Source organism: Nocardia sp. NPDC049935 (assembly GCF_055586645.1).
Genome location: NZ_JBVJHV010000005.1, coordinates 252,056 through 275,799, shown reverse-complemented (window position 1 = coordinate 275,799; position 23,744 = coordinate 252,056). Strand labels below are relative to the sequence as shown.

The window sequence follows — 23,744 nt, the reverse complement described above, 5'->3', positions numbered from 1 at the left end:
AGGAGTAGTCATGCGTATCGGACATCCGACCGACGACGAGCTGCGGGAGAACTTCGCCGAAATGCTCGAATCGGTCCGCAACGGCGGCGGTCTGCGCACCGAGACCGGCCTCGATATGGCCACCGAGGATGCGCTGTGGGCGATCGCGCGGGCCTATCCGGAGGTCACCGATGAGCTGGTGGAGGCGGCGCGAACGGCATTCGCCGGCCAGCTCGACGGATCCAATGCCCGCAGGCAGCGCGAAGAGCTCGCCCGGCAGTTCGAGGAGGTCCGCCGCGCCCAGGGCGGCCGGTGAGCGCAGCGCAAACGTGTACGACCCGGCCCGGCCGGACGCCGGTACCGGTATGAGGAGAGTGTTCGCCCAGTGACCAGACCAGACGAACTGCCCGGCACGGCACCCGCCGCGGGTCCGCAACCCACGCCGCCGGATCGGGCCGACGAGACGGAGGACCCGGCCGCGCACAACGCGACCGCCGTGGATCCGCTCGCGTCCGAGAATTCTGCGTCCGAGACCGCCGCCTCCGAGCACGATCCGGATGTGGGTTTCACCCTGTCCCCGCCGGTACCGGAGCAGGATGTCGCGGAGCGGGCGCGTGCTCTCATGCATCAGGTGGCCCGGGAGCTGGGGGCCGTGTCCCCGTCGGGATGGCAGCGGGTGGACGCCGTCTTCGCGTCCACCGTGGCCGCCGATGTCGGCTTCGCGCTGTATTCCGACGCGGAGCAGCGCACCGTCCGGTGGAATCCGACCCCCCAGGTGCTGGCGCTGGTCCGGGAACACCGGCAACTGTCCGCGCGGCTGGGAGACGGGCCGTGGTGGCGTCTGCTGCTGAGCTTGACCAACGAGGGCCATATCGAGGTCGACTACGACTACGGTGACGAACCGTTTCCCGAGGACCAGCTGTTCGCGCCCGAGATCTACCGCGCCGACCTGGAGGCGTTCCCCCGCAGCTCTCTTCCCGTATGGCTGGCCGCCTACGTCCGTCACGGCGATCGTCAGCAGCGTTCCCCGGCGGTCGCCGCCGCCCGGGCGCGCATCGAACGAGAAGCCGGGGTCGCGGCCGCGACGGTCGAGGGTCTGCCGTCGCTGACCGTGACGGCGGCGCGCTGGACGGTACTGAGCGCCGCTTTCGTCGCGGCCGGATCCGAATGGGGTCCCCGCCTCACCCCGGCGGTGCGATGGTTCGAGGGCGCCGGTCGCAGTGGATGCACCCTCTACTCGCTGCCCGGCGGCCGGGCCGTGCTGTCCGGCGGGGTGTGGAACGCCCCGGAACTGGACGCCGCCTACAACCGGGAGGCCGCGCTGCCGGAACTGTTCCGGGGCGCGCCGGAATGGGTGGCGGGCCCGGTGCTGAACCACCGCGTCGGCACCGGACAGCTCACCTTCTGCTACTGGTGGGACGGAGCACGGTGGTATCAGGGGCAATCCCCGCCCGTGCCGCAGATCGTCTCCGCGGTCCCCGGGATCTGGGATCGCGACACCGTGGTGCGGATCATCGGCGGCCTGGTCGATCCGGATCCCGGCGACGACCAGCGGTCGGCGGTCGAGGCCCTGGTATCCGCCGCCGAGACCGGATCGGCCACCCGCGCCGCGCTCTCGGCCGTATTTCCCGCGGCCGGCGATTCCGCGCTCGATACCGCGCACCATCAACTGATGATGGGTGGGGTCACCGCACCCGAACCGCTGCCCGCGCAGGTGGCGGTCGAGCGGGTGGCCGCGCACCTCACCGCCGGTGGTGAGGATCTGTCGGGCTACCCCGTCGACGGGCTGCGCGCGGAACGGGTCAGTTCGGGCTGGATGGTCTACGTGCCGGTGGAACCGGGTGAGATCGCGGTCGGGCGGGCGATCTTCTATCTCGCCGACGACGGGGTGCTGGAGAGGTCGTCGTCCTCGGTGGCGCCGTCGCGCTATATCCCGGAATTCGAACGCCGCTTCCGTACCCGCAACCGCGCGATGGTGTAGCCGGACAGCGCATTCGACGTCGCGCAGGACCGGCGCCCCTGTTCACCTGCTGGTACCTTCTATATGAGAAGGATTCGGTTCGTGTTAAGCCGACGGTGGGGGCCGTGTAAGGCCCGGCTGCGAACTTCGTTTGTGACTCGTGCCGTCGGCGAGGAGGAGGGTCGTCATACGCGGTCGTCGACAGGGCGATCACGTACCCGGTGGAGCGTCGGACCGGAATCCCGGTCGCATCGAGGGTTGTGTGGTCCGGGGTGGGAGTCCCGGGATCGGACTACCCGATCGTAATTCGCTGGGCCCCGGCACTTCTCGAAGAGGGCCTCCCACCGCTGGAGGCACTCGGCACGCGAACCATCGACCTGGCGGGAGTGTGAAGGTATGGCCGACGATCCGTGGGGCGCCCTGAGGGGGCAGGCGGCGAACGGCGGGTTCGTATTCGCCGAGGGGATAGCGGGTGAGGCCGCCGACCTGTGCGCGGACCTGATGAGCATCCTCAATGTCGTCAAGGAGATCGCGGGTTTCACCAAACCGGTCCCGGAATTCGGTGACTTCGACGGGGCCCAGCGTCTGCGCGCCAAACTCGACGAGGTGGCGGGCGATTTCGCCGACGACGTGATGCCCAAGCACCGCGAGCACATCACGGCCCTCGGTGAGGCGTTCGTGCTGGCCGGCAAGCTGTACCAGGAGACGGATCAGGACGCTGCGGGTGAATTCCAGCGCCGGGTCCGGGCGAGTTCGGCGGGCGGTCTGGTCGAGGACGCGTTCGGTCACTACGACTCCACCGACGGATTCGTCGACGATACCTACACCAAGCGGCCCGATCTCGGGAACTTCAGTGAAGAGGGCAATACGTACACTCTTCCGGCCAGCCTGTCCGGGCTCAAGGGAAGTCCGGGCGCGCTCGCTTTCTCGGCGTCGGTGCCGCCGGCCGAAGGTCTGGCCTACCCGGACTTCTACTACCTGGGAATCGATCTCGCCGGCAAACCCTCGCAGGTCGAGGACAAAGCGACCTACTGGTACCGGACCCAGATCCAGATGGACACCGGCATCACCAATTTCGGCGAGGGGATGCGCGGCCTGTTCGAATCGGGTCGTTGGGAAGGCGCCGGGGCAGGCGGTGCCCGGGACGCGGTCAACAGATATATCTCCGCCGGTGAGGGGCTCGTCACCGGGATGGAGCAGATGGCCGAGAACCTGATGCATATGGCGCAGTGGATCATGGGCACCGCGGTGGGTATGCCGAGCAAGCTGTACGCGACCGCGATCTCGGAGGAGGGCGAGAACAGTATCGCCCGGTACGAGGCCGAGGCCGAGGCCCATTACAACGCATGGTACAAGCCGGGCGTCGAGCTCACCGCGGGTGTGCTCCCGAAATTCCTGCCACCCGGCGAAACCCCCGCGCAGCCGAATGGCGAGAACAACAACGGCGGCAACAACAACGGCGGCGGCGGAAACGGCGGCGGCGGTGGCGGTGGAGGCGGCGGCGGCACGCCCGCGGGCCTGGAGCAACAGCAGGCCGCGCTGCAGGGCATCGAGGAGCAGCGCGCGGAACTCATGGCCGCGCAAAAGGAACTGGAGACCCAGGCCCAGCAGCAGCAGGAGGCGCTCCAGCAACAGCAGCAGGCACTCGAAAAGCAGCCGGGAGCTCAGGAAATGCTGCAGGCCGCCCAGCAGGGTCTGCAGCAGCTCGGTCAGATGGGTCAGCAGCTGTCCCAGGCCGCGCAGCAGGCATTGCAGCAGGCGGGGATCACCGGGCTGCCCGGGATGCCCGCACTGCAGGATGCCGTGAAGAACTATCAGTCCGCGCTACAGAAGGCCGGTAAGTTGCCCGCCGGCCTGGGCGGTAGCAGCGGTGCCGGTGGCGGTGGCGCGCCGGGCGGCGGCGTGAAATCCCAGCCTGTCCCGAATGTCGAGAAGGCGGCGAAGTTGTTCCCGAGGGCCTCGCTGGCGACGGCCACCGGCCAGCTGGCGGGTGTGTCCGCGGCGTCCACCGGGCAGAGTATGCCGATGGGCGGTATGCCGATGGGCGGTGGCGGCGCCGGCGGTGCCGCTCAGGGCGGTCAGCAGAAGGACCATAAGCGCGCCGATTATCTCGATTCCACCGAATGGCTCGAGGAGGGAATCGGAGAGCCTTCGATCGTGGCGAAGCCGGTGGTGGATCAGTGACGTCCGCGCTTCGGCAATGGAGTTTCACGGACCTGGAATTCCATGTGCTGTGGTCCGATCGGACCGGTGGGCGGTTGCCCTTCCCGCTGCGCTTCACGGCGCGCACGCGCGACGCCGACCGCTGGGAGGCGGACGTCCTTCGTACCCGAGCCGAACTACGCGAGCGGCTGGATACCTCCTTCGACCAGGTGCTGGCGGCGCTGATCCTGCCCGATATCCGGATCTCGATCAACGGTAGCGATCATCGCAAACCCGAAGAGCCCCAGAGCCTGATCCGCATGGTAGGCGCCCGGCGAGGCGCGCGCGGATTCATCGTGAAGACGATTCCGGATGAGAACTTCTGGTACAGCAGAGGTTTCACCGTCCGCGAGTGCGACGCCGTGCGCCTGGCCGACGAAATGACCGCGGTGATGCCGGAAGGGGAGATGGGAAAGCAGGCCGAGATCGTGCTGCCCGCCGCCGGTGCCGCGGCCGGGCAGGAGCACCCGTCGAGTGGTCCGAACGTCCGGGACTCCTTCACCCTGACACCGCAACAGCGTGGCACCGCCTTTCTCGGCGCGGCGGCCTCCTGCGTCGGGTCCATCGAGATCGAACAGGGCTCGTCGATATACGGCCCGCGCGGGATCACCCGTTTTCGGCTGGACTGGCGGGACGTGGTGGACGACGGCCGGTACGTGATACGCGACAGTGAACCGCCGGTCGCGGTTCCGGCGGATACGAAGGTCCTCGCCACTTTGATCAATGCCAAAGTCGCGCACGTGGTTCGGGCGATAAAGGAGGAACGGCAGCGGAGCTGATCCCGGGCCGTGGACGGGCCCGGCCGGGTGTGCGTGAACCCCGGTGATCGCGGGCCGGATCACCGGGAAGGGTGTCGATACGACCCAACCGCTGGCACACTGTTAACAGATAGGCCGCTGGGCGGGAAAACTCGGTCGAGGTAGAGGCGAAGGCAGCATCGACGCCGTATTCGTCGCCGACGATCAGGAGGTTCGGGGGTATGGGGTTGTCATCGACGCGGCAGCGCTCATCGCGTATGCGCCCGTTCCCGGGGCATACGCGAACTGCGAACAGGTTTCGGCCCGATCGCTTCACTATTCGGTTGTGGGGTCCGGGGGTGGGAGTCCCGGGATTGGACCGCCACAGCGTATATCGCTGTGACCAGGCAACCTCGACTGTTCTTCCCCAATATTGGGAAGGCGCGGTGAGCTGCGGCGATCACCCCGCATGCACGGACCGACCGCGGGCCGAACACTCACTGATAACCCAGGGTTCACCTGCGCAAATGATACTGAGCCGCGTGGGGCGGCCGGTTCCGTACCGGTCGCAGGCGGCCACCGTGGCGCGGGCGAATTGCTCGTCGCCGCGGTGCGATTCCGGAGGAGGACGATGAACACGCCCGATAGGCCGGGGGACCAGGAGTTCCCCACCGAGTTCACCGCCCATTCCCTGACCGGATCCATCCGGGTGACCACCTCGGAAGGTGGTGTCCCGACCGCGATCTCGCTGGAGCCCGATCAGTTGCGGCGCGATCCCGACGCATTGGCCGGGGAGATCCTGCGGCTGTGCAAACAGTCGGCGGCGCGCGCGGGCCTGGCTCGGCGCAATCAGCTCGAAGCCGCCGGATTCACCGAGGACATGCTGCGTATGGCGGGTCTGCCGACCGAGGCGGAGGTCGCGCGGCAGGAGATCGTCGAAGAGCAGGACTACAACACCGAACCCCAGAGCTGGCTGCGCTCGGTATAGGCGCGGGGAGAAGTCGCGAGGTTGTCATGGTCGAAACAATGGACGAGCTCATCGCCCGGGTGCAGGAGCAGGTGTACCGGCTCACCGATCTGCACGAGTCGATGGTCGGGATCTCGGTAACAGAAACTTCACCCGACGGCGCGATTACCGTGGAGGTGGATGGGAACGCGGCGCTGACCGGGCTGAGCTTTACCGCCGCGATCGGCAAACTCAAGCCGGCGGAGTTCGAGAAATTGCTGGTGGAGACGGCGCGTGCGGCCGCCTACCAGGCCATCTCGCAACGGGCGGATCTGGTTACCGCCTTCAATTCGGAAAGCACGAGGTAGTCACCGACTGTTAACGCGTCGCGGTCGCGGCCGTTGGTATCAGCTAGGTACCGTTGTTGACGAAACATTGTGGGATGTTTCGGGATTGGACACCAAATGAATCACGTTCACGCAGTTCCGGAAGCGATTGTTGCGTACGGTAATGCCTCCGCGGCGATGGCCACGGGCGTGGCGAGCGCAGCCGAAATCGATCAGGCCGTCACTGTCGCGGCCGCCGCCCCGGTCTTCGGATTGATCGGGCAGGAGTTACTCCTCGCGTTCGCCTATGCGCAGGCGAATCATCTCGCCTCGGTCGCACAGCTGGCCGGTGTGCACGCGGGCACCGCGCTGACCGCTTTCCAGGCGGCGGCGAGCTATGCGGGTACGGATGCTGTCAACGGGATGAACATCGGCACGGTGAACCGGCTGCCATGAGTACGGCACCAGCTTCCCCGCCACCGGGAGAGCAGCCGCCGCCACCCGGTCCCGAACCACTGGATCCGACCATCCTGGAGATGCTGCGCGGCAGTGCGCTGGCGCCCATGCTGGATATGCCGGTGAACGATATCCTCGCCAACCTGGGATTGCCCGGGCTGCCGGAATTCCCGGCGTTCGGGCAACTCCCCGGGATGCCGCCGCTGCCGACGATCGACCTGAGCGCGCTGATGCGCCCGCTCACAGATCTGGCATCGGCGTTCGGTACCGGGCAGTTCGCGCCGCCGGCGCTTCCGGCCCCGGCGGCCGCGGGTGATCCGGCGGCCGCTCCCGCGGCCCCTCCGATCGATCCGATGCAGATGCTTTCGCAGGTCGGCACCGTGATGCAGTCGGTGCTGCAGGTGGCGCCACAGGCATTGCAGACCGTGATGCAGCTGTGGCAGGGCATGGGAGCGATGGAAGCCGCGACCAAATCGGGCCAGGCCACCGCGGACGCGGGCAATCTGGAAGCGCAGAGCCTGCAGGAGAAACAGCACCTCGGCGAGGGTGCGGTGACGGTCGGGACCGGTGCCGCGCTGATGACGGCGGTGATCAGCGCTTTCGCCGCCAAACTCGGGCTCGCTCCGCTGTACTGCGCCACGCCGGGTGGCCAGGCGCTGCTGGTGGCTTTCGCGGTCGAGGCGGGGTCCGAGGGGCTGGCCGTTACGACGAAGACCAAGGGCGAGCTGGCCGTGGAAAGCGGGCTGATGGTGCAGGCCGGCCAGAAGGTTCCGGTGACCAGCGCGCCCACCGGGGTGGATCCCAGCGAACAGCTCGATCAGCTCATGCAGATCATGGGTATGGTCACCCCGCTGATCAGCAGCGTCGGCCAGGTCGCCGGGTCGATCGGCCAGGGGCTCGGCCAGGCCGGGCAGTCACTGGGACAGCTGGCCGCGCAGCACACCGCGGACGGTTCAAAACCCGTCGGTATCGGAGACGGTGTCGACGGGCCGGGCGAACCGGGCGAGAAGCGGGATATCTCCGCCGGTGGCGGACTCGGCGGCGGTGTGGGCGGGCTCGGGATGGTAGGCGGCGGCGCTCCCGCTCCGCTGAACGCCTTCCCGGGGTCCAAGCTCGCGGCGCCCGGACCTCTCGGCGCGGTCGGCGCGCCCGGTGGCCTGGGCAATTCGTCGAATTCGGCGGGGATGTCCTCGGCCGCGAACTCGGCGGGCAACAGCTCGAGCTCGAGCAACAGCCCCGGCTATATGCCGATGGGCGCGGGAATGGGCGCCGCGGGAATGGCCCGCGACGGCGAATCGATCACCGACGGCTCGGCCCGGGGCCCTGTCTCGGCCGAATACGGCGACGAAGTGGTCGGGCAGATGGACGGCATCGCGGTGCCGGTGGTCGGGGCGGCGGATACGGATTCAGAACCTCCGCCGGACAAAGAACTCACGCTCTAGGCGAATGCCGGCGATCAGGCACAGGAGGGTTCCCATGGAAAACGAGATCGGTCAGGTGTACAACGGCGTCCGGTTCGATCCGGATGCGGCAGGGAAGGCGTCGTCCGGGCTGGACACGCTGGCAGATCGGCTGGCCGCGGATCTGGCGGCGGCCCAGGACGCGCTGACGGTGCTCCCCGCGGGTGTGGACGAGGTATCGGGCCGGGCCGCGCAGACGCAGAACGATGTGGCCGGCTCCTTCCTGAGCAGTGCCCAGGCCAGCGTGCACGAGATTCGCAAACTGGCGGCCACGCTGCGGCTCAGCACGAACCAGTTCGGCGGTATGGAAACCGATAACGCGGTGAATTTCGGCGGGCCCGGCGCCTGACCGGTATCCACGGCATCGAAACCGGAGGGGGACTCCTCAGCGATGATCGAACCACCACAACCCGGCTTCACCGGGGTGGTGTGGCCCGCGCGCCCGGCCGACCGGCTGGCCCGCGAGCTCACCACCGGCCCGGGTGGGGTACCCATGGCCGAGGCCGTTCAGGCCTGGGCGCGGGTGGCGGCCTCCCTCGGTGCGGCCGTGGTGGAGTACGAGAAAGCCGTGGCCGAGGTTCGCGGCGCCTGGGGGTCCGGCCGCAGCAGTGAAGTGCTGCAGCGGATTTCGACACTGCGCGACTGGCTGATCGAGGCCACCGCGACGGCGGCGGCGAACGCGGCACGGTTCCAGGCGCAGGTCGCCGCCTACGAGGTGGCGCGGCTGGCCATGCCCGCCGTCACCGATATCCAGCAGATCCAGCAGATCCAGGAAATGCTGGAATCGATCGGCGGGTCGATGGGTGCGGCGATCAAGGCCGTCGCGGCCGATGCGGACAAGGACTCGGATATGGCCAAGGCCGTGGCCAGCCGGGTGATGGAGAACTACGAGAAGGCCACCGAACCGCTGGCCTTCGCGTGGCAGCAGACGCATCCGCCGATGATCGCGCCGGAAACGGCGCTGGTCGCGGAGAATTCGGCGGCTTCCGCGACCGAGCCTCCGAAGCCGGCGACCGCGCCGGTCGGCGGGATGGGCCCGATGCTCGGTGGCCTGTCCCTGCCGGGGCCGGCCGCCCGGACACTGACCGCCTACACCGCACCGGCTTTCGCGAAGTCCACCGCGGTCCAGGAAGTCGTGCCGAACGCGACATCGTCGGGAAACGCGGGCGCCAGTTCGCGCGCGCCGATCGCGCCCGGCATGATGGGCGGCCACGGCGGCGGAGGCGGCAGCCACGAAGCGTCGCGCTTTCCCCGCGCCGCCCTGCCCGGCGAGGACGAACAGTTCGCCGCCGCCGGTGAGATCCAGGCGGCGCCGGCGGTACTGGGTGGGGTCGAAGCGGCCCAGACGGCTCCCGGTGCGCGCACCGGGGGGAATGCCGGTGGGTGATCGCGGATGACGGTACTGACCAACGACGCCCTGCTCGCCGTCGCCGAGCGGCTGCGGGTGCAGACTCTGCCCCTGGTGCTCTCGGTGGGGCCGCGCCAGGACTCCTATGCCGAATGGGCCGCGGCGCGGGAGCGGGCGGTCGCCGATCTCACCGCGACGGGCGTGTTCGACACCGACGGTGATGTCGAGAGCGGTTTGGCCGCAGCGCTGTTCGTACTCTCACAGCCCGACCGGGAACTGGTGGCTCGCCACTATTCACCCGACGGGGCGGTGCGGGTGTGTGTGGGCTACCGCAACGAACAGCACGCGGCCGCCGTCCGCACGGGCGATGATTTCGATATCGTGCTGTGGTCCTGTGACGGGTCCCCGGAGGAACTGACCCGCGCGATCCTCGGCGCCCTTCCGGTGTGCGAGCCGGCGGACGTCGCCGGATTCAGCTCTCCGACCGCGGAATTGGCTCAACGGCTGGACGACGCCGAGGGCACCAGCGACTATGTCGATGCCATGTACGCCTCGGGGGTGGCCGCCCGGGACGCCACGATTCTCGGCGCGGCGTTCGGTTCCTGCCACGCCTTCACCGAGATCGTCGCCTACGGCCACGAAGACGGACAGTCGATCCGCGCCCCCGGGGCGGTCGCGGTGTACGACACCGAACGCGGGCGGATCGTCGCCGCCCCCACGGTTTCGCCGGATCAACAGATCTGGTCCACGGTCACAACGGGCAGCGACTATCGGGTGGCCCAGGCGGTTGCCGCGTTGCTCGAAGGACTGCCCGGGGGGAGGTGGCTGACACCTTAGTTCCCCCGGTGACTACTCCACCGATCTCCTTCGCACGCGGTCGGGCGATCTCGTGCACAACAATCTCACGAAAGGATCCCAGTAATGGCGACACAGGGTGTTGATCTCGATCTCGAGCTGGTCAAGAAGGCCACCGGCGAGATGTACCAGGCCATCGAGAATCTGCGTATGTCGGTCAAGGCCGTCGACTCCGCGGGCGACGCCGCCCGCGCGGGCTGGAAGGGTGACGCGAACGCGTCGTTCGTCACCACCTCCCAGGCCTGGAGCGACGAGTCCGACCGGCTGAACCAGAAGCTCGACGAGCTGACCAAGGCCACCGAGGATGCCACCCAGACCATCCTGGGCATGGATGAGGACGCCTTCATCCCCGGCGGCGGCTACACCAGCCTCTGACCCGGCCCGGGTAGTACTTCCACCAATCCGCTCCACCGAGAAGGAAATGGGAACATGAGCGATATTTTGTACGACCGCCCCACCATGGAGGCACTGTTCGATGCCCTGAACACCGAGGGCAGCAAGATCCAGGGTGAGATCGAGGCCCTGGCGACCGCCAAGGACAACTTCCTCAACGCCATGGCCAGCCAGGGCGCGCAGGAAGGTTTCCAGAGCGCGCACCAGTCGGTGAACACCGAGCTGGAGGACACCCTCCACAAGCTCGACCAGCTCGCCATCGCGGTCGAGAACGCGCTGCAGCGCGCCCTGCAGACCGATAAGAAGATCGGCGACGGCTTCGCGGCCTTCGCCTGATCCGTCGCCTCGGGCGCGATAACGAGAACGGCCGGCCGGATCGGTTGAGGATCCGGCCGGCCGTTCTGTGCGTCCGGGTTCAGCGGGCGGCCAGGGATTCGCCGATGTAGTGCATCTCTTCCCTGGTGGTGACCATATTGACGGTGGTGGTCACCGCGGGTGTGCGGATCGTGAGGCGGTTCGGCGCCGCCGGATCCTGGATCAGGGAGACATCCGCCTCGACCGAACCGGCCGGTTCGTGCGGCTGCCGGACGTGCACGATGGTCGCGCCGCCGGCGTGCGAAACCGGTGGTACACCGTCGAATACGAGCACCGTGGTGCTCGGATAGGGCGCCGTCGGCATGGGCGGCGGGCCGGGTGGGTGATAACTGGCACCCGCGGCCCGGGGCGCGATGGTGAGGACCTGCGGGGCGTCCAGATTGCGCACCATCGTCTGCCACGCTTCCGGGCGCGCGGTGTGCACGATGGCGTGCGCGCCCAGCCCGGTGGCCCGCAGGATGACCTGCTGTGCCAGGTCCAGGGTGCCGATGACCTCGAGCTGGCGGGTGCCCTCACCGATCAGCGGGACCGCGATGCCCTGGCCGCGGTCGTCCGCGCCGATCAGCTGGCCGCAGCCGGCGGTCGGCACCGTGAACTCGGTGAGCGCGGCCAGTGTCCCCCGGTAGGCGACATCACGGCCCCAGCGGCCGGTATAGCCGACCGGCAGCGTGTCGAGCAGGATGCGCAGCTGATTTCCGTAGAGTTCGCGCAGTCCGTCCAGTGGCGGCTGTTCGGGCGGTTCGACGGTATCGAACCGGACCACCGCGTTCAGCACCACGGTATCGGCGAGTTCGGTATGCGGATCCCCGCGGTTGATACCGGGCCGCAGCCGCAGGGTCACCGTGGTGGACAGGCTGGGTACGGCCCAGATATCGGCCAGGCCCCGCGGACCCACCATATCGGCGCCGATCTGGTACTGCGCGAGGTAGCGGCCCTGGGATTCCAGCCATTTGGATTCCTCGGTGATCTGCTCCACGGCGAATCCGTGGGTCAGTTCGCGGACCGCGGTGTTCATCTCCGTCGCGGTCAGCACCGATGCGGCGATATCGTGTGCGGCCAGCCGGTTCGCGACCCGCCGGGTGGCGATGATGGCCGCCCGCAGGGCTCCGGTGCCGCCGCCCCCACGATTGTCCACCGCCTCGGCGTTGGCCAGCGGATCCAGTCGCAGCACCAGCCAGCAGGTGCGATGCGCGATGGCCGGGAGCGGTCCGAGGATACGGTCGTACAGATGGGCGGCCACGCCGGTCCCCGCGGTGCGCGCGCCGGTACTCACCACATCGATACCGGCCAGGGTCAGATCGAACTGGTCGAGGCAGCGCGCGATCTCGGGAAGCGGAAGCAGCTGTTCGGTATTGAGCGATCCCGGGCGCAGCAGGGTCAGGGTGTCCGGCGGCGGGTCGATCCGCAGCATGGTCAGCAGCAGGTCCCCGTCCCAGCGGACGCCGTATCCGCCGCCCTCGGGCAGCGGGACGTCGAAGGCCGCGGCCTGTTCCAGCCGTTCGGCCGATACGGTGCCCCGCCGGGCGACCACGCCCGCGATCCGGGATACCAGGGTCCGGCCGCGGATGGGCGCCAGGGCGATGAGCCCCACCGCGACTCCGGCGCCCAGCGAATACCAGATCGAATCGGCGAATGCCAGCACCAGCCAGGCGATTGCGGCGGCGAAGAGAATACCGGGAACAACAATTCGTAGCGGAAATATTCTGAACAGCCAGAATTCCGGATCCCGCAATGTGTCGTACGCCGATCGGCGAATATTATCCGAATTCTGAGAAACCGTTCGGTCCGGAATTTCTGGCTCCGGTTGTCCGGCGTTCATCGTCTCGTTCACAGTTGTTAGTTCCTGCCTCGGCTGCGCTCGCTTATCGGTGAGCCATCAGCGATTTCACCGATATGGGCCGACGTGACCGTCGTGAATTACGGTACCGTGTCGGCAGAGATTGCGGTCGAGAGCGCGATGGAGTCCCAGTGCCAGCACAGCTGACCACCCGTGCCCAGGTGAACGGGTACCGTTTCCTGCTTCGCCGTCTGGACCACGCCCTGGTGCGCCGTGACGTCCGCATGCTGCACGATCCGATGCGGTCCCAGATCCGGTCCCTGCTGGTCGGTTTGGTGCTGGGGATCCTCATCATCGCCGGCGCCGCGATTCTGGCGCTGCTGCGTCCGCAGGGCGCCATCGGCGACGCGCTCATCGTCTCCGGGAAGTCGAGCGGGGCGCTGTACGTCGTGGTGAAGAAGGACGACGGCAGCCAGACCCTGCATCCGGTGCTGAACCTGGCGTCCGCGCGGTTGATCACAGGGAGCAACGCCGAACCGCATGCGGTCAAGGACGACAAACTCGGCGCGCTGCCCCGCGGTCCGCTGCTCGGTATCCCCGGCGCGCCGGGGGCGCTGCCGGGTTCGGCGCAGGACGGCGATTCGCATTGGTCGCTGTGCGAGACCATCGAACTGTCCGCGGGCGGCAGCGCGGCCTCGGCGGTCGGCGCGACCACGACGGTGGTCGCGGGCCGCCCCCGGCTCGGTGAGCGGATCCGCGCGGGCGGTCCCGCCGAGGCCCTGCTGGTGACCCGCGACGACAAGACCTACCTGGCCTACGACGGTAAACGCGCCGAGTTGGATCCGCGCGATTCGGTGATCGCGCGCGCCCTCGATCTGCCGGCCCACCGGGCCCGTCCGGTGGGCACCGGTTTCCTCGGCGCCACCACACAGGTACCCGCCCTGAAGGCGCCGGCCATCGACCGCGCCGGGCAGCCCGGGCCAGGGCCGCTGGCGGAGGTCCCGGTCGGCGGCATCATCTCGGTCACCGGCGTCCACGGCAATACGAACCCGGAGATGTATGTGGTGCTGGCCGACGGCGTACAACCGGTCTCGCCCTTCGCCGCCGAAGTCATCCGGTTCGCCGACTCGCAGGATATGAGCGAGGTGAAGGTGATGCCGCCCGACGCCCTGGACGGGGTCGCGGTCGTGCACCGGCTGCCCATCGACGATTTCCCCGAGGCGATTCCGGAGATCGTCGATGCCGAGGACGCGCCGGTCACCTGTGTGGCCTGGGCGAAGTCGCCCGGTACCGCTCCGGTGGAGGAGGGCGCCGGTGAGGGGCCCGAACAGCGCGCCTCGGTGGGGCTGCTGCTCGGCACCGCACTGCCCATCCCGGATTCGGGCAAACCGGTCGGGCTGGCCACCGGCGACGGCAGTGGGGACCGGGTCGACCAGGTCTATCTGGATCCGGCGCACGGCGAATACGTCCAGATCACCGGTATGGAACCGGGCAGCCCGCGGCGGGGGAGCCTGTTCTATGTGGCCGATAACGGGGTCCGGTACGGCGTTCCCGATCCCGCCACCGCGAATGTCCTGGGCCTCGGCAAGACCCCGCATCTCGCGCCGTGGGCGATCATCGGCCAGCTCGTGCCCGGACCGACGCTGGATCCGCGTGCGGCGCTGGTGAGTCACGATTCGCTGACCGAAGGCTAGGCGGCACCCGGGCCGGGCGGCGCGATACCGCCTCCCGGCGCCCGCGTGAACGCGCGGGGCGGCCGGGAGGGGTGCCGGTGGCTAGTCGACCTCGGTCCACCCGATATTGAGCGAATCGAGGATGGTGGCCAGCGCGAGCCGCATATCCGGTTCCTCGATCCGCCGCAGGACCGATTCGTCGATATCGGCGAGATCCAGCGATTCGTCGTTGGCCAGGCGGAATTCGCGTTCTTCCTCGGCCGCCTCGATGACGTTGCGGATGAAACGGCCGTTACCCGCGAGATCGACGCCGCGCCGCGGCTGCCCGCTCTGATCGGTGCTCTCCATCGCGTAGAGGCGATCGCAGGCCCGGACCAGGACCTTGAGGGCCTCTTCCGAGAGATCGGAATCGCGCTTCTTCGCGACGACCTCGCCGATCTGCCCGAGTTCGGCCGCGTTGTAGGACGGGAACTGCAGCCGTTTGGCGAAACGGGAGGCCAGACCGTCGTTCGCGGCCAGCAGCCGGTCGATCTCGCCGTCGTAGCCGGCGATGATCACCACCAGGCGGTCGCGGTCGTTCTCCATCCGGGCCAGCAGCGTATCGACCGCCTCGCGGCCGAACGCGTCGCCGCCGGAGAGCCCGGTCTGGATCAGCGTGTAGGCCTCGTCGATGAAGAGCACACCGTCCATGGCGCTGTCGATGAGTTTGCCGGTTTTGATGGCCGTGCTGCCCAGATGCTGGCCGACGAAATCGGCGCGCTTGGCCTCGACCATCTTCTCGGTCTGCAACAGGCCCAGACCGCAGTAGATCTTGGCCACCACCCGGGCGATGGTGGTCTTACCGGTTCCCGGCGGACCGGTGAAGGCCAGATGCTGGCCGCGCGGCACACTGGCCATTCCCTTCTCGGCGCGGATCTTGGCCAGCTGGGCGGTCGACTGCAGTTTGGCGACCTGGTTCTTCACCGAGGCCAGGCCGATCTGGCCGTCGAGTTCGGCGCGGGCCTCGGCCAGTGTCTCCTTGGCCCGGTCCGCTACCTCGGCCCGGTTCATCTGCTCCATCGTGGGAGAGGAAGCGGGATCCCACTTATCGGTGCGCGCGGCGATGACCTCGTGGCTGGTGATCGTGATCCGGTAGGTGCGGTCGCGCATCGCCGAGGAGTTGGCCGCGAAATCGGGCGCCTGCGAATACACCTTCTCGAAGAGGGCCTGGGCCTCCTCCTCGTTACCGGTTTCGCGCAGGCACAGGCCGCGGCAGAACATGGCGGTCGACCGCGCGGCCGGGATCGGGCCCGCCTCGGCGGCCTGCATCCGCCGGATCGACTCCGCGAACAGGCCCAGCTGTGCACAGGCCGTGCCGACCATGACGTGCGCGCCCGCGGCGAGGTACGGATCGTCCCAGTCGGCGGACCCGGCCAGCACCGACATGACGTCCGGCCAGCGCTGGGTGGTGTAGTGCAGGACGCCGCGCACATAGGCGGCGATCCGGGTATCGGCGGTGTGCTCGGCGTCGGTGGCCTGGCGGCTCCGATGGAACTCGTCCAGCTGATCCAGCACCCGTTCGGCCTCGCCGAAATCCTTGTCCGCCAGTAGTTGCGCGGCCCAGGCCAGCGTGATCTCGGTCTTGCCCGAGAGCGGATAGTCGATATAGAGGCCCGGCTGGAAGCGCCCGGCCAGCTCCCGTGGCCGCAGGCCCACCCGCCGCTGTTCGCGGTAGAGCGTGGCGTCGCAGGTCTTGTGCAGGTTGAACAGCACCTCTTTGCTGAGCTCACCGGCCGCGGCGCGGCCCAGCCAGGCATCGCACATGCCCGGATCCCATTCGGTCGCTCGCTGGAAGGCCAGCTTGGCGTACTCGAGATCCCGGGTCGACTCCTGTCCTTCGATGGACAGACCGAGCGAGAGAACTCCGGCATCGAATGCGCGTTGAGCTTGGCGGTTGCCGGTCATTGCAGTCGCTCCCCGAATTCTTGTATAGGCGTGAAGAGAACGTTTATCTGGATACCAGACTACCGATCGCGCGCGCGTGCGCGCTCCGTTACATTGGGGTCAGTTGCCGGGAGGACGCAACATGATGCCATCCAGCCGAGAGTGCCCGACCAGTGCCGAAGTCGCTCGTACCGAACATGTTCCGCGGCGCGGCACCGATCGGAAAACGAAACATGGATTGCAGGTAAATGAATTGTCAATGGCTGAGGCGTAAATTGTTGATCGGTTTGTGGGTGGGGAGATGAGTACAGTGGTCGAAGCGCCGAGCGCCACCCGCGCGCAGGAACCGGAACTGAGCAGGGTTTCGGTGATCGGCGGTAACACTCAGGTCGATGTGGGGCTGCCGGCCACGGTTCCGATCGCGAGCTTCATCGGCGATCTCGTGGCCCTGATCGAATCGCGGAATCCGAGCACCACCGATTCCGAGGAGGATTCGGCTCCTGCCGGGGCGCAGCACTGGACGCTGGCCAGACTCGGGCGCGAGGCGATCGCGCCCAGCCGCACGCTGAACGAGGCCGAGGTCTACGACGGCGAACTCCTGGTCCTGCGCTCGGTCAGCGCCAAGGAGGCGCCGGCCCTGTTCGACGATGTCATCGACGCGGTATCCCGGCTCACCGCGGAGGAATTCACCGGCTGGTCCGGTAACTCCGCCCGGTGGATGGGTTTGGTCGCCTCGGCGCTCACCGTGCTCACCACACTGGTCGTGCTGGTCTTAGCCCGGGGCGACGGCGACCCGCTGCTGCCCGGTCTCGTGCTGCTCGGGTGCGGGCTGGCGGCGCTGGTCGCCGCCGGGATCACCGCGCGCCGGTACCGCGACGAACTGACCGCCTCCTGGTTGTCGGCGGACGGGCTGATGCTGCTGTTCGGTGGCGCCGCCCTGGTGGTACCGGGCACGCTGGGCAGTCCCCATCTGCTGCTGGGCAGTTCGGTCCTGCTGGTCGCCGCCGTGCTCGCCCACCGGCTCACCGGAGTGGGTACCACCCTGTTCTCCGGCGCCGCCGCCGTCGCGGTGATCGCGCTGGTCACCTCGGTGATCTACCTGATCTGGCATCCGGGCCTGCCGAAGGTCGGCGCGGGACTGCTGGTCGCCGGGATCATGCTGCTGTCGTCGGTGCCGCGGCTGGCGGCGCTGCTCGCCCGGCTGCCGGTGCCGCCGGTGCCGACCGCGGGCGCCGCGATCGACCCCGCGGACCACGAGCCGCGTCCGACCATCGAAGGGATCGGCGCCATCGGCGCGACCGCGCTGCCCTCGGCGGCGGGGCTCGGCGAACGGGCCCGTGCGGCGAACCGGTTCCAGACCGGGCTCATCGCCGCCTGCACCGCGAGCGCGGTCATCGGGGCGTTCGGGGTCGCCGATCCGCTGGGACCCTATCGCTGGCAGGGCATCACACTGGCGGTGATCACCGCGATCATCCTCGCGCTGCGCGGCCGGTCGTTCGCCGATATCGGGCAGGCGGCCGCGCTGATCGGCGGGGCCTGTCTCATCTTCGTGGCCTTGCTCGTCGGATTGTCCTTCGGGGACCCCGACCTCGTACTGATCTGCGTCGGCATCCTGCTCGCGTTCACCCTCGGGGTGATCGTCTTCGGGGTGATCGGAACGCATATCGAAGTGACCCCGGTGGTGCGGCGCGGGATCGAGTTGTTCGAGTACGGGCTCATCATGGCCGTGATTCCGCTGGTGCTGTGGATGATGGGGATCTACGGCATGGCCAGGAACCTGAGTATATGAGTCCGCGCCCGCCGCGCCGCGGACTGCGGCGAATCGGCTGTGCCGCTGTCGCTCTCGGTGCGGTCGCGGTGCTGTCGGTCGCGCCCGCGGCGGCCGTTCCGCCACCCGCGATCGACCCGGGCGCGCTCGGGGCCGCGCTGGCGATCAGCGGCCGTCCCGCGCCGCTGGAGCCCACCGAACAGAGCGCGGTCTGCGCCGAACCACTGCTCACCGGTGCGCCCCCGAGCGCGCCGCCGATGTCGCAGCAGGTGTTGAATCTCGAGTCGGCCTGGCAATTCAGCCGGGGCGCGGGGCAGAAGGTCGCGGTGATCGATACCGGGGTGAACCGCCATCCGCGGCTGCCCAGGCTGCAGCCGGGCGGGGACTACGTCTCCGATACCGACGGCACCGTGGACTGCGATGGGCACGGCACCCTGGTCGCCGGGATCATCGGCGCCCAGCCGAGTCCCGACGACGCCTTCGTCGGCGTCGCGCCCGACGCGGAGATCCTGGCCATCCGGCAGCTGAGCCTGGCCTACGAGAAGAAGGACAACAACAACCGCGACGCCCCCGGCAAGATCAGTCCCGAAGGGTACGGCAGTGTGCTGACTCTGGCCGGGGCCGTGGTCCGGGCCGTGGACCTGGGCGCCACGGTGATCAACATCTCCGAGGTCGCCTGTACGCAGGCGGGTCTGGACACCGCCGACGGCGCCCTCGGCGCGGCGGTGAAATACGCCTTCGACCGGAATGTGGTCGTGGTGGCCGCGGCGGGCAACCTGCAGACCGACGGCGCCTGTAAGGACCAGAATTCCGGTTCCGGCTGGGAATCGGTGGCCACGGTCGCCAGCCCGGCCTGGTTCTCGCCGTATGTGCTGGCGGTCGGCTCGGTGGACCGGACCGGTCAGGTCTCCGAACTCTCGCTGAACGGCCCGTGGGTACAGGTGGCCGCCATCGGCCGCGAGATCGTCTCACTGGACAGCAAACCCGGCGGTACCGGACTGGTGGACGGCGTCCAGACCAGCGACGGCATCCGCTCGGTGGAGGGCACGAGTTTCGCCGCGCCCTACGTGGCCGGTCTCGCCGCGCTGGTGCGCGCCCGTTTCCCCCAGCTCAACGCGGCACAGGTGATGGACCGGATCACCCGGACCGCGCACGGTCCGGGCACCGGCCGCGACGACCGGATCGGCCACGGCCTGATCGATCCGCTGGCCGCGCTCACCGCCGATCTCCCGGCCGTACCGGTCGGGGTCGGCGCGGCGGACGGCGCCCCGATCGCCGCACCGGTGACCCCCGCGGGCCCCGATCCGCGGCAGCGCGCGATCGCGATCGCCGGTTCGGTGCTGTGCCTGTCCGGCCTGGCCATCGGCGCCGCGGTGGCCTATCCGTTCCGCCGCCCGCGTCGTGATCTGGATCTGGAATTGGACCCCTAGCGGCCCGGTCTCGACCGCACGCCGCCGATCGAAGAAGGAACCATGGCTACCGAAGGCTTTGTCCGCCGGCCCCGGATCGCACCGCCGCGCGCTCCCGGCGGGGAGGTTGCGCTGACGGCGCCACCGGAGGTGCCGCGGGCCATCCCCGCCCCGCTGATGATGAAGATCATGCCGGTGGTGATGGTGATCGCCGTGATCGGCATGATCGCCATGATGGCGATGATGGGCCGCAATATGCTGGCCAATCCGTTCATGATGATGTTCCCGATGATGATGATCATGTCGATGGTCGGCATGATGGCCGGGTATCGCGGCGGCGGGGGTAAGCGCGCGGTCGAGTTGAACGAGGAACGCAAGGACTACTTCCGCTACCTCGACCAGGTGCGCCGCGATGTCCGCCGTACCGGTGGCAAACAACTCGAATCGCTGGGCTGGAGCCATCCCGAGCCCGCCGATCTGCCCTCGCTGGTCGGTACCCGCCGGATGTGGGAGCGCCGTCCGAACGATCCCGATTTCGGGCATGTGCGGGTCGGTGAGGGCAGCCACCGGCTGGCCACCAAACTGGCGCGGCCGGAGACCGGTCCGCTGGAGGATCTGGAACCGGTGTCCACGGTGGCGCTGCGGCGTTTCGTACGAACGCATTCGGTGGTGCACCGGTTGCCGACCGCGGTGTCGCTGCGCGCGTTCCCGGCCATCAATATCGGTGGCGATCCGGACGAGGCGCGGACCCTGGTGCGCTCGATGATCATGGAACTGGCGACCTTCCACGGCCCGGATCATCTCTCGATCGCCGTCGTCTGCAGTGATCCCGACGCGCCGGTGTGGTCCTGGGCGAAATGGCTGCCCCACCTGCAGCATGTCGTCCAGCGCGACGGTATGGGCTCGGTGCGGATGATGTATCAGTCGCTGGGGGAGCTCGAGACCGCGCTGTCGGGTGAGTTGCTGGAACGCGGCCGTTTCATGCGCAACCCGCAACCCACCCAGGGCCGGGTGCATCTGGTGATCGTCATCGACGACGGCTACGTCAACGGCAACGAGCGGCTGGTGGCCGAATCCGGCCTCGACTCGGTGACCGTGCTGGACCTGACGGCCCCGGAGAACGGTCTGGCCGCCCGTCGTGGCCTGCAGCTCGTCTGCTCGAACGGTGAGGTATCGGCCAAGAGCGCCGCCGGGGTGGAGCGATTCGCGACCGCCGATGCGGTGGGTATCGCCGAGGCGGAGGCGTTCGCGCGGGCTCTGGCCCGCTATCGGCTCGCCACCGCCGCGCAGATCGTGAGCCTGGGGGAGGGCACCACCGCCGATCCGGGACTGATGGCGCTGCTGAAGATCCCCGACGCCGCCCAGATCGATCCGGCCCGGGTGTGGCGCCCGCGGACCGCCCGCGAGCGGCTGCGGGTGCCGATCGGTATCACGCCGGACGGGTCGCCGGTGGAGATCGATATCAAGGAGTCGGCGGAGAACGGTATGGGCCCGCACGGCCTGTGCATCGGCGCCACCGGATCCGGCAAGTCGGAATTCCTTCGGACCCTTGTGCTTTCACTGGTGACCACCCATTCACCCGACGCGTTGAACCTGGTGCTGGTCGACTTCAAGGGCGGCGCGACGTTCCTGGGCCTGGATCCGCTGCCCCATGTCGCGGCGGTGATCACCAACCTGGAGGACGAACTCTCGCTGGTCGACCGGATGAAGGACGCGCTGGCCGGTGAGATGAACCGCCGCCAGGAGCTGTTGCGTTCGTCGGGTAACTACGCCAATGTCACCGATTACGAGAAGGCCCGGGCCGCCGGGGTCCCGCTGGATCCGCTGCCCGCACTGTTCGTCGTGGTGGACGAGTTCTCCGAACTGCTCTCGCAGAAACCCGATTTCGCGGAATTGTTCGTGATGATCGGCCGCCTGGGCCGGTCCCTGCACGTGCATCTGCTCCTCGCCTCACAGCGCCTCGAGGAGAACAAGCTGCGCGGTCTGGAATCGCATCTGTCCTACCGGATCGGCCTGCGGACCTTCTCCGCCAACGAGTCCCGGGCGGTGCTCGGCATCACCGATGCCTACCATCTGCCGAGCGTGCCCGGTTCCGGCTACCTGAAGAGCGACGCCTCGGATCCGTTGCGGTTCAACGCCAGTTACGTCTCCGGGTCGTACGAGGCGCCGCAGGGCACCGAAGCCGAGGACGGTAGTCCGATCGCCCGGCAGCGTCCCGCGGTGTTCACCGCCGCGCCCGTGGAGATGCCCGAATCGCTGGAGCTGGAGGCCGACGAGCCGGAAGAATCGTCCGCCGCCCTCAATCCGCTGCTCGAACTCCCGCCGCCGCCCACCTCGGTCGCGGCGGCCGCCGCTGGACATCCCGACGGTGAGGGGGTGCCGGATTCGCTGCTCGATGTGGTGGTCAAGCGGCTCACCGGGCACGGCCGCCCGGCCCACGAGGTCTGGCTGCCGCCGCTCGAGGAATCGCCGACGGTGGATATGCTGCTGCCGGACCCGGATTGGCGCTCGCCGGTCAACCGGCACGGCCAGTTGTGGATGCCGATCGGCGTAATCGACAAGCCGTACGAGCAGCGCCGCGATGTGCTCACCATCAATCTGGCCGGCGCGCAGGGGCATGTCGCGGTGGTCGGTGGTCCGCAGTCCGGTAAATCGACCACCCTGCGTGCGATCATCATGGCCGCCGCCGCCACCCATACTCCCGAACAGGTGCAGGTCTTCTGCCTCGATTTCGGTGGCGGCAGTATGGCCGGGCTGGCGGGGATGCCGCATGTCGGCTCGGTCGCCGGTCGCCTCGACGGTGACCGGGTGCGCCGTACGATCGCCGAGCTCACCACCCTGATGCGCCAGCGGGAGGAACGGTTCGCCCAGCAGGGTATCGAGTCGATGGCCGAGTACCGGCGCCGCAAATTCGCCGCGCTGCAGCAGGGCATCGCCGATCCGTTTCCCGAGGACCCCTTCGGCGACGTGTTCCTGGTGATCGACGGCTGGATGGCGATCCGGGAGGAGTTCGAGGTCCTCGAACCGCAGATCAACGCGATGGCCGGTCAGGGCCTGTCGTTCGGTATCCACCTGCTGATCGGCGCGTCGCGCTGGGCCGAGATCCGGCCCGTGGTCAAGGACCAGATCGGTACCCGCATCGAGTTGCGGCTGGGCGATCCGACGGATTCGGAGATGGGGCGCCGGGTGGCCCATCAGGTTCCGATGGGCCGGCCGGGCCGCGGCCTCACCGCCGACCACCTGCATATGCTCATCGCGCTGCCGCGTCTGGATTCCAGCTCCGATCCGGCCGATCTGGCCGAGGGCGTCTCGCGGGCCCGGACCGAACTGGTGCAGCTGTACCCGAACCGGCGCGCGCCCGAGGTGCGTATGCTCCCGCTGAAATTCGAGCGGGCGGATCTACTGGAGCAGGCGCGGGCGCGCGGAATCGAGCCGAGCGCCACCAAGGTGGTCATCGGTCTCGGCGAGGCCGAATTGCAGCCGCTGGTCATGGATTTCACCGCCGAACCGCATTTCATGGCCTTCGCCGATGTGGAATGCGGGAAGACCACGCTGTTGCGCAATATCGTCATGGGCATCACCGAGAACTCGACCTCCGAACAGGCCCGGGTGATCATGGTCGACTACCGCCGCACCATGCTCGGGGTGATCGAGGGCGATCAGCTGGCCGGTTATTCGACCTCCTCGCAGACCTGTGGGCCGATGATCAAGGAAGTGGCGTCATACCTGGCCAAACGCATTCCCGGATCGGATATCACGCCGCAGCAGCTGCGGGAACGCAGCTGGTGGACCGGACCGGAGATCTACATCGTCGTCGATGACTACGATATGGTCGCCGCCGGCAGCGCGAATCCGTTCCAGCCGCTGCTCGAATTCCTGCCGCAGGCCCGCGATATCGGTATGCATCTGGTGGTGGCCCGGCGTATCGGTGGTGTCTCGCGAGCCCTGTTCGACCCGATTCTGGGCACCATGAAGAACATGTCGGTGGAGACGCTGATCATGAGCGGCTCCAAGGACGAGGGCAAACTCATCGGCGATGTCCGTCCCACCAAGCTGCCGCCGGGCCGCGGCACCCTGGTTTCCCGCAGCCGCGGGATCGAGATGGTGCATATCGCCCACCTGGATCCCCTGTGATCTCCCGTCCGCCGCGGCACCGG

At 68.4% G+C, this 23,744-nt stretch carries 19 protein-coding genes; 17 read left to right on the top strand and 2 right to left on the bottom strand.

The window, feature by feature from the left end:
• The first annotated feature begins 10 nt into the window (after nucleotides 1–10).
• The 13 genes from ACZ6SF_RS21150 to ACZ6SF_RS21090 all read left to right on the top strand — a co-directional run bounded on the left by ACZ6SF_RS21150 (nucleotide 11) and on the right by ACZ6SF_RS21090 (nucleotide 10,998).
• Nucleotides 11–295, top strand: coding sequence for a hypothetical protein (locus ACZ6SF_RS21150; protein ID WP_466063873.1), 285 nt, complete (start codon nucleotides 11–13; stop codon nucleotides 293–295).
• A 69-nt stretch (nucleotides 296–364) separates the two neighbouring features.
• Nucleotides 365–1,960 carry a hypothetical protein gene (locus ACZ6SF_RS21145; RefSeq protein WP_466063872.1) on the top strand — a complete coding sequence of 532 codons (1,596 nt, stop codon included), beginning with the start codon at nucleotides 365–367 and terminating at the stop codon, nucleotides 1,958–1,960.
• A 375-nt stretch (nucleotides 1,961–2,335) separates the two neighbouring features.
• Nucleotides 2,336–4,123, top strand: coding sequence for a hypothetical protein (locus ACZ6SF_RS21140; RefSeq protein WP_466063871.1), 1,788 nt, complete (start codon nucleotides 2,336–2,338; stop codon nucleotides 4,121–4,123).
• A complete protein-coding gene (locus tag ACZ6SF_RS21135) occupies nucleotides 4,120–4,920 on the top strand; it encodes an ESX secretion-associated protein EspG (protein ID WP_466063870.1) in 801 nt (266 codons plus the stop codon). The genes ACZ6SF_RS21140 and ACZ6SF_RS21135 overlap by 4 nt, the downstream gene beginning before the upstream one ends.
• Nucleotides 4,921–5,509: 589 nt before the next feature.
• Complete coding sequence (locus tag ACZ6SF_RS21130) at nucleotides 5,510–5,866, top strand: hypothetical protein (protein ID WP_466063869.1); 357 nt, start codon at nucleotides 5,510–5,512, stop codon at nucleotides 5,864–5,866.
• A 38-nt stretch (nucleotides 5,867–5,904) separates the two neighbouring features.
• On the top strand, nucleotides 5,905–6,192 hold the full coding sequence (locus tag ACZ6SF_RS21125) for a YbaB/EbfC family nucleoid-associated protein (protein WP_466063868.1): 288 nt from the start codon (nucleotides 5,905–5,907) through the stop codon (nucleotides 6,190–6,192).
• Between the two features lie 96 nt (nucleotides 6,193–6,288).
• On the top strand, nucleotides 6,289–6,606 hold the full coding sequence (locus ACZ6SF_RS21120; protein ID WP_466063867.1) for a type VII secretion target: 318 nt from the start codon (nucleotides 6,289–6,291) through the stop codon (nucleotides 6,604–6,606).
• A complete protein-coding gene (locus ACZ6SF_RS21115; RefSeq protein ID WP_466063866.1) occupies nucleotides 6,603–8,048 on the top strand; it encodes a hypothetical protein in 1,446 nt (481 codons plus the stop codon). Before ACZ6SF_RS21120 ends, ACZ6SF_RS21115 begins: the two co-directional genes overlap by 4 nt.
• 34 nt (nucleotides 8,049–8,082) lie before the next feature.
• Nucleotides 8,083–8,415 (top strand): PE domain-containing protein, encoded by a 333-nt coding sequence (locus tag ACZ6SF_RS21110; protein WP_466063865.1) that lies wholly within the window; start codon nucleotides 8,083–8,085, stop codon nucleotides 8,413–8,415.
• Nucleotides 8,416–8,457: 42 nt separating this feature from the next.
• On the top strand, nucleotides 8,458–9,453 hold the full coding sequence (locus ACZ6SF_RS21105; protein WP_466063864.1) for a PPE domain-containing protein: 996 nt from the start codon (nucleotides 8,458–8,460) through the stop codon (nucleotides 9,451–9,453).
• Nucleotides 9,454–9,459: 6 nt separating this feature from the next.
• Nucleotides 9,460–10,251: an ESX secretion-associated protein EspG gene (locus tag ACZ6SF_RS21100; RefSeq protein WP_466063863.1), complete on the top strand. Its 792-nt coding sequence runs from the start codon at nucleotides 9,460–9,462 to the stop codon at nucleotides 10,249–10,251.
• Between the two features lie 84 nt (nucleotides 10,252–10,335).
• Nucleotides 10,336–10,644 (top strand): WXG100 family type VII secretion target, encoded by a 309-nt coding sequence (locus ACZ6SF_RS21095; protein ID WP_449998435.1) that lies wholly within the window; start codon nucleotides 10,336–10,338, stop codon nucleotides 10,642–10,644.
• Between the two features lie 54 nt (nucleotides 10,645–10,698).
• Entirely contained in the window at nucleotides 10,699–10,998 is a 300-nt protein-coding gene (locus tag ACZ6SF_RS21090; RefSeq protein ID WP_357422137.1) for a type VII secretion protein EsxR, read from the top strand.
• Nucleotides 10,999–11,077: 79 nt separating this feature from the next.
• On the opposite strand, the gene eccE is transcribed toward ACZ6SF_RS21090, so the two are convergent.
• Nucleotides 11,078–12,856: a type VII secretion protein EccE gene (eccE, locus tag ACZ6SF_RS21085; protein WP_466064082.1), complete on the bottom strand. Its 1,779-nt coding sequence runs from the start codon at nucleotides 12,854–12,856 to the stop codon at nucleotides 11,078–11,080.
• Nucleotides 12,857–13,005: 149 nt separating this feature from the next.
• Between eccE and eccB the strand changes: the two genes are divergently transcribed.
• Entirely contained in the window at nucleotides 13,006–14,508 is a 1,503-nt protein-coding gene (eccB, locus tag ACZ6SF_RS21080; protein ID WP_466063862.1) for a type VII secretion protein EccB, read from the top strand.
• Between the two features lie 81 nt (nucleotides 14,509–14,589).
• Here the strand turns inward: eccB and eccA are convergent, their stop codons facing one another.
• Nucleotides 14,590–16,431, bottom strand: a complete 1,842-nt coding sequence (gene eccA, locus ACZ6SF_RS21075; RefSeq protein ID WP_466063861.1) for a type VII secretion AAA-ATPase EccA — start codon at nucleotides 16,429–16,431, stop codon at nucleotides 14,590–14,592.
• A gap of 280 nt (nucleotides 16,432–16,711) precedes the next feature.
• Between eccA and eccD the strand changes: the two genes are divergently transcribed.
• Genes eccD through eccCa form a run of 3 tightly spaced genes read left to right on the top strand, consistent with a single transcriptional unit; the run spans nucleotide 16,712 to nucleotide 23,721 of the window.
• Nucleotides 16,712–18,199: a type VII secretion integral membrane protein EccD gene (gene eccD / locus ACZ6SF_RS21070; RefSeq protein WP_466063860.1), complete on the top strand. Its 1,488-nt coding sequence runs from the start codon at nucleotides 16,712–16,714 to the stop codon at nucleotides 18,197–18,199.
• Entirely contained in the window at nucleotides 18,196–19,608 is a 1,413-nt protein-coding gene (gene mycP / locus ACZ6SF_RS21065; RefSeq protein ID WP_466063859.1) for a type VII secretion-associated serine protease mycosin, read from the top strand. Before eccD ends, mycP begins: the two co-directional genes overlap by 4 nt.
• A gap of 42 nt (nucleotides 19,609–19,650) precedes the next feature.
• Nucleotides 19,651–23,721, top strand: a complete 4,071-nt coding sequence (gene eccCa / locus ACZ6SF_RS21060; protein ID WP_466063858.1) for a type VII secretion protein EccCa — start codon at nucleotides 19,651–19,653, stop codon at nucleotides 23,719–23,721.
• Nucleotides 23,722–23,744: the final 23 nt, after the last annotated feature.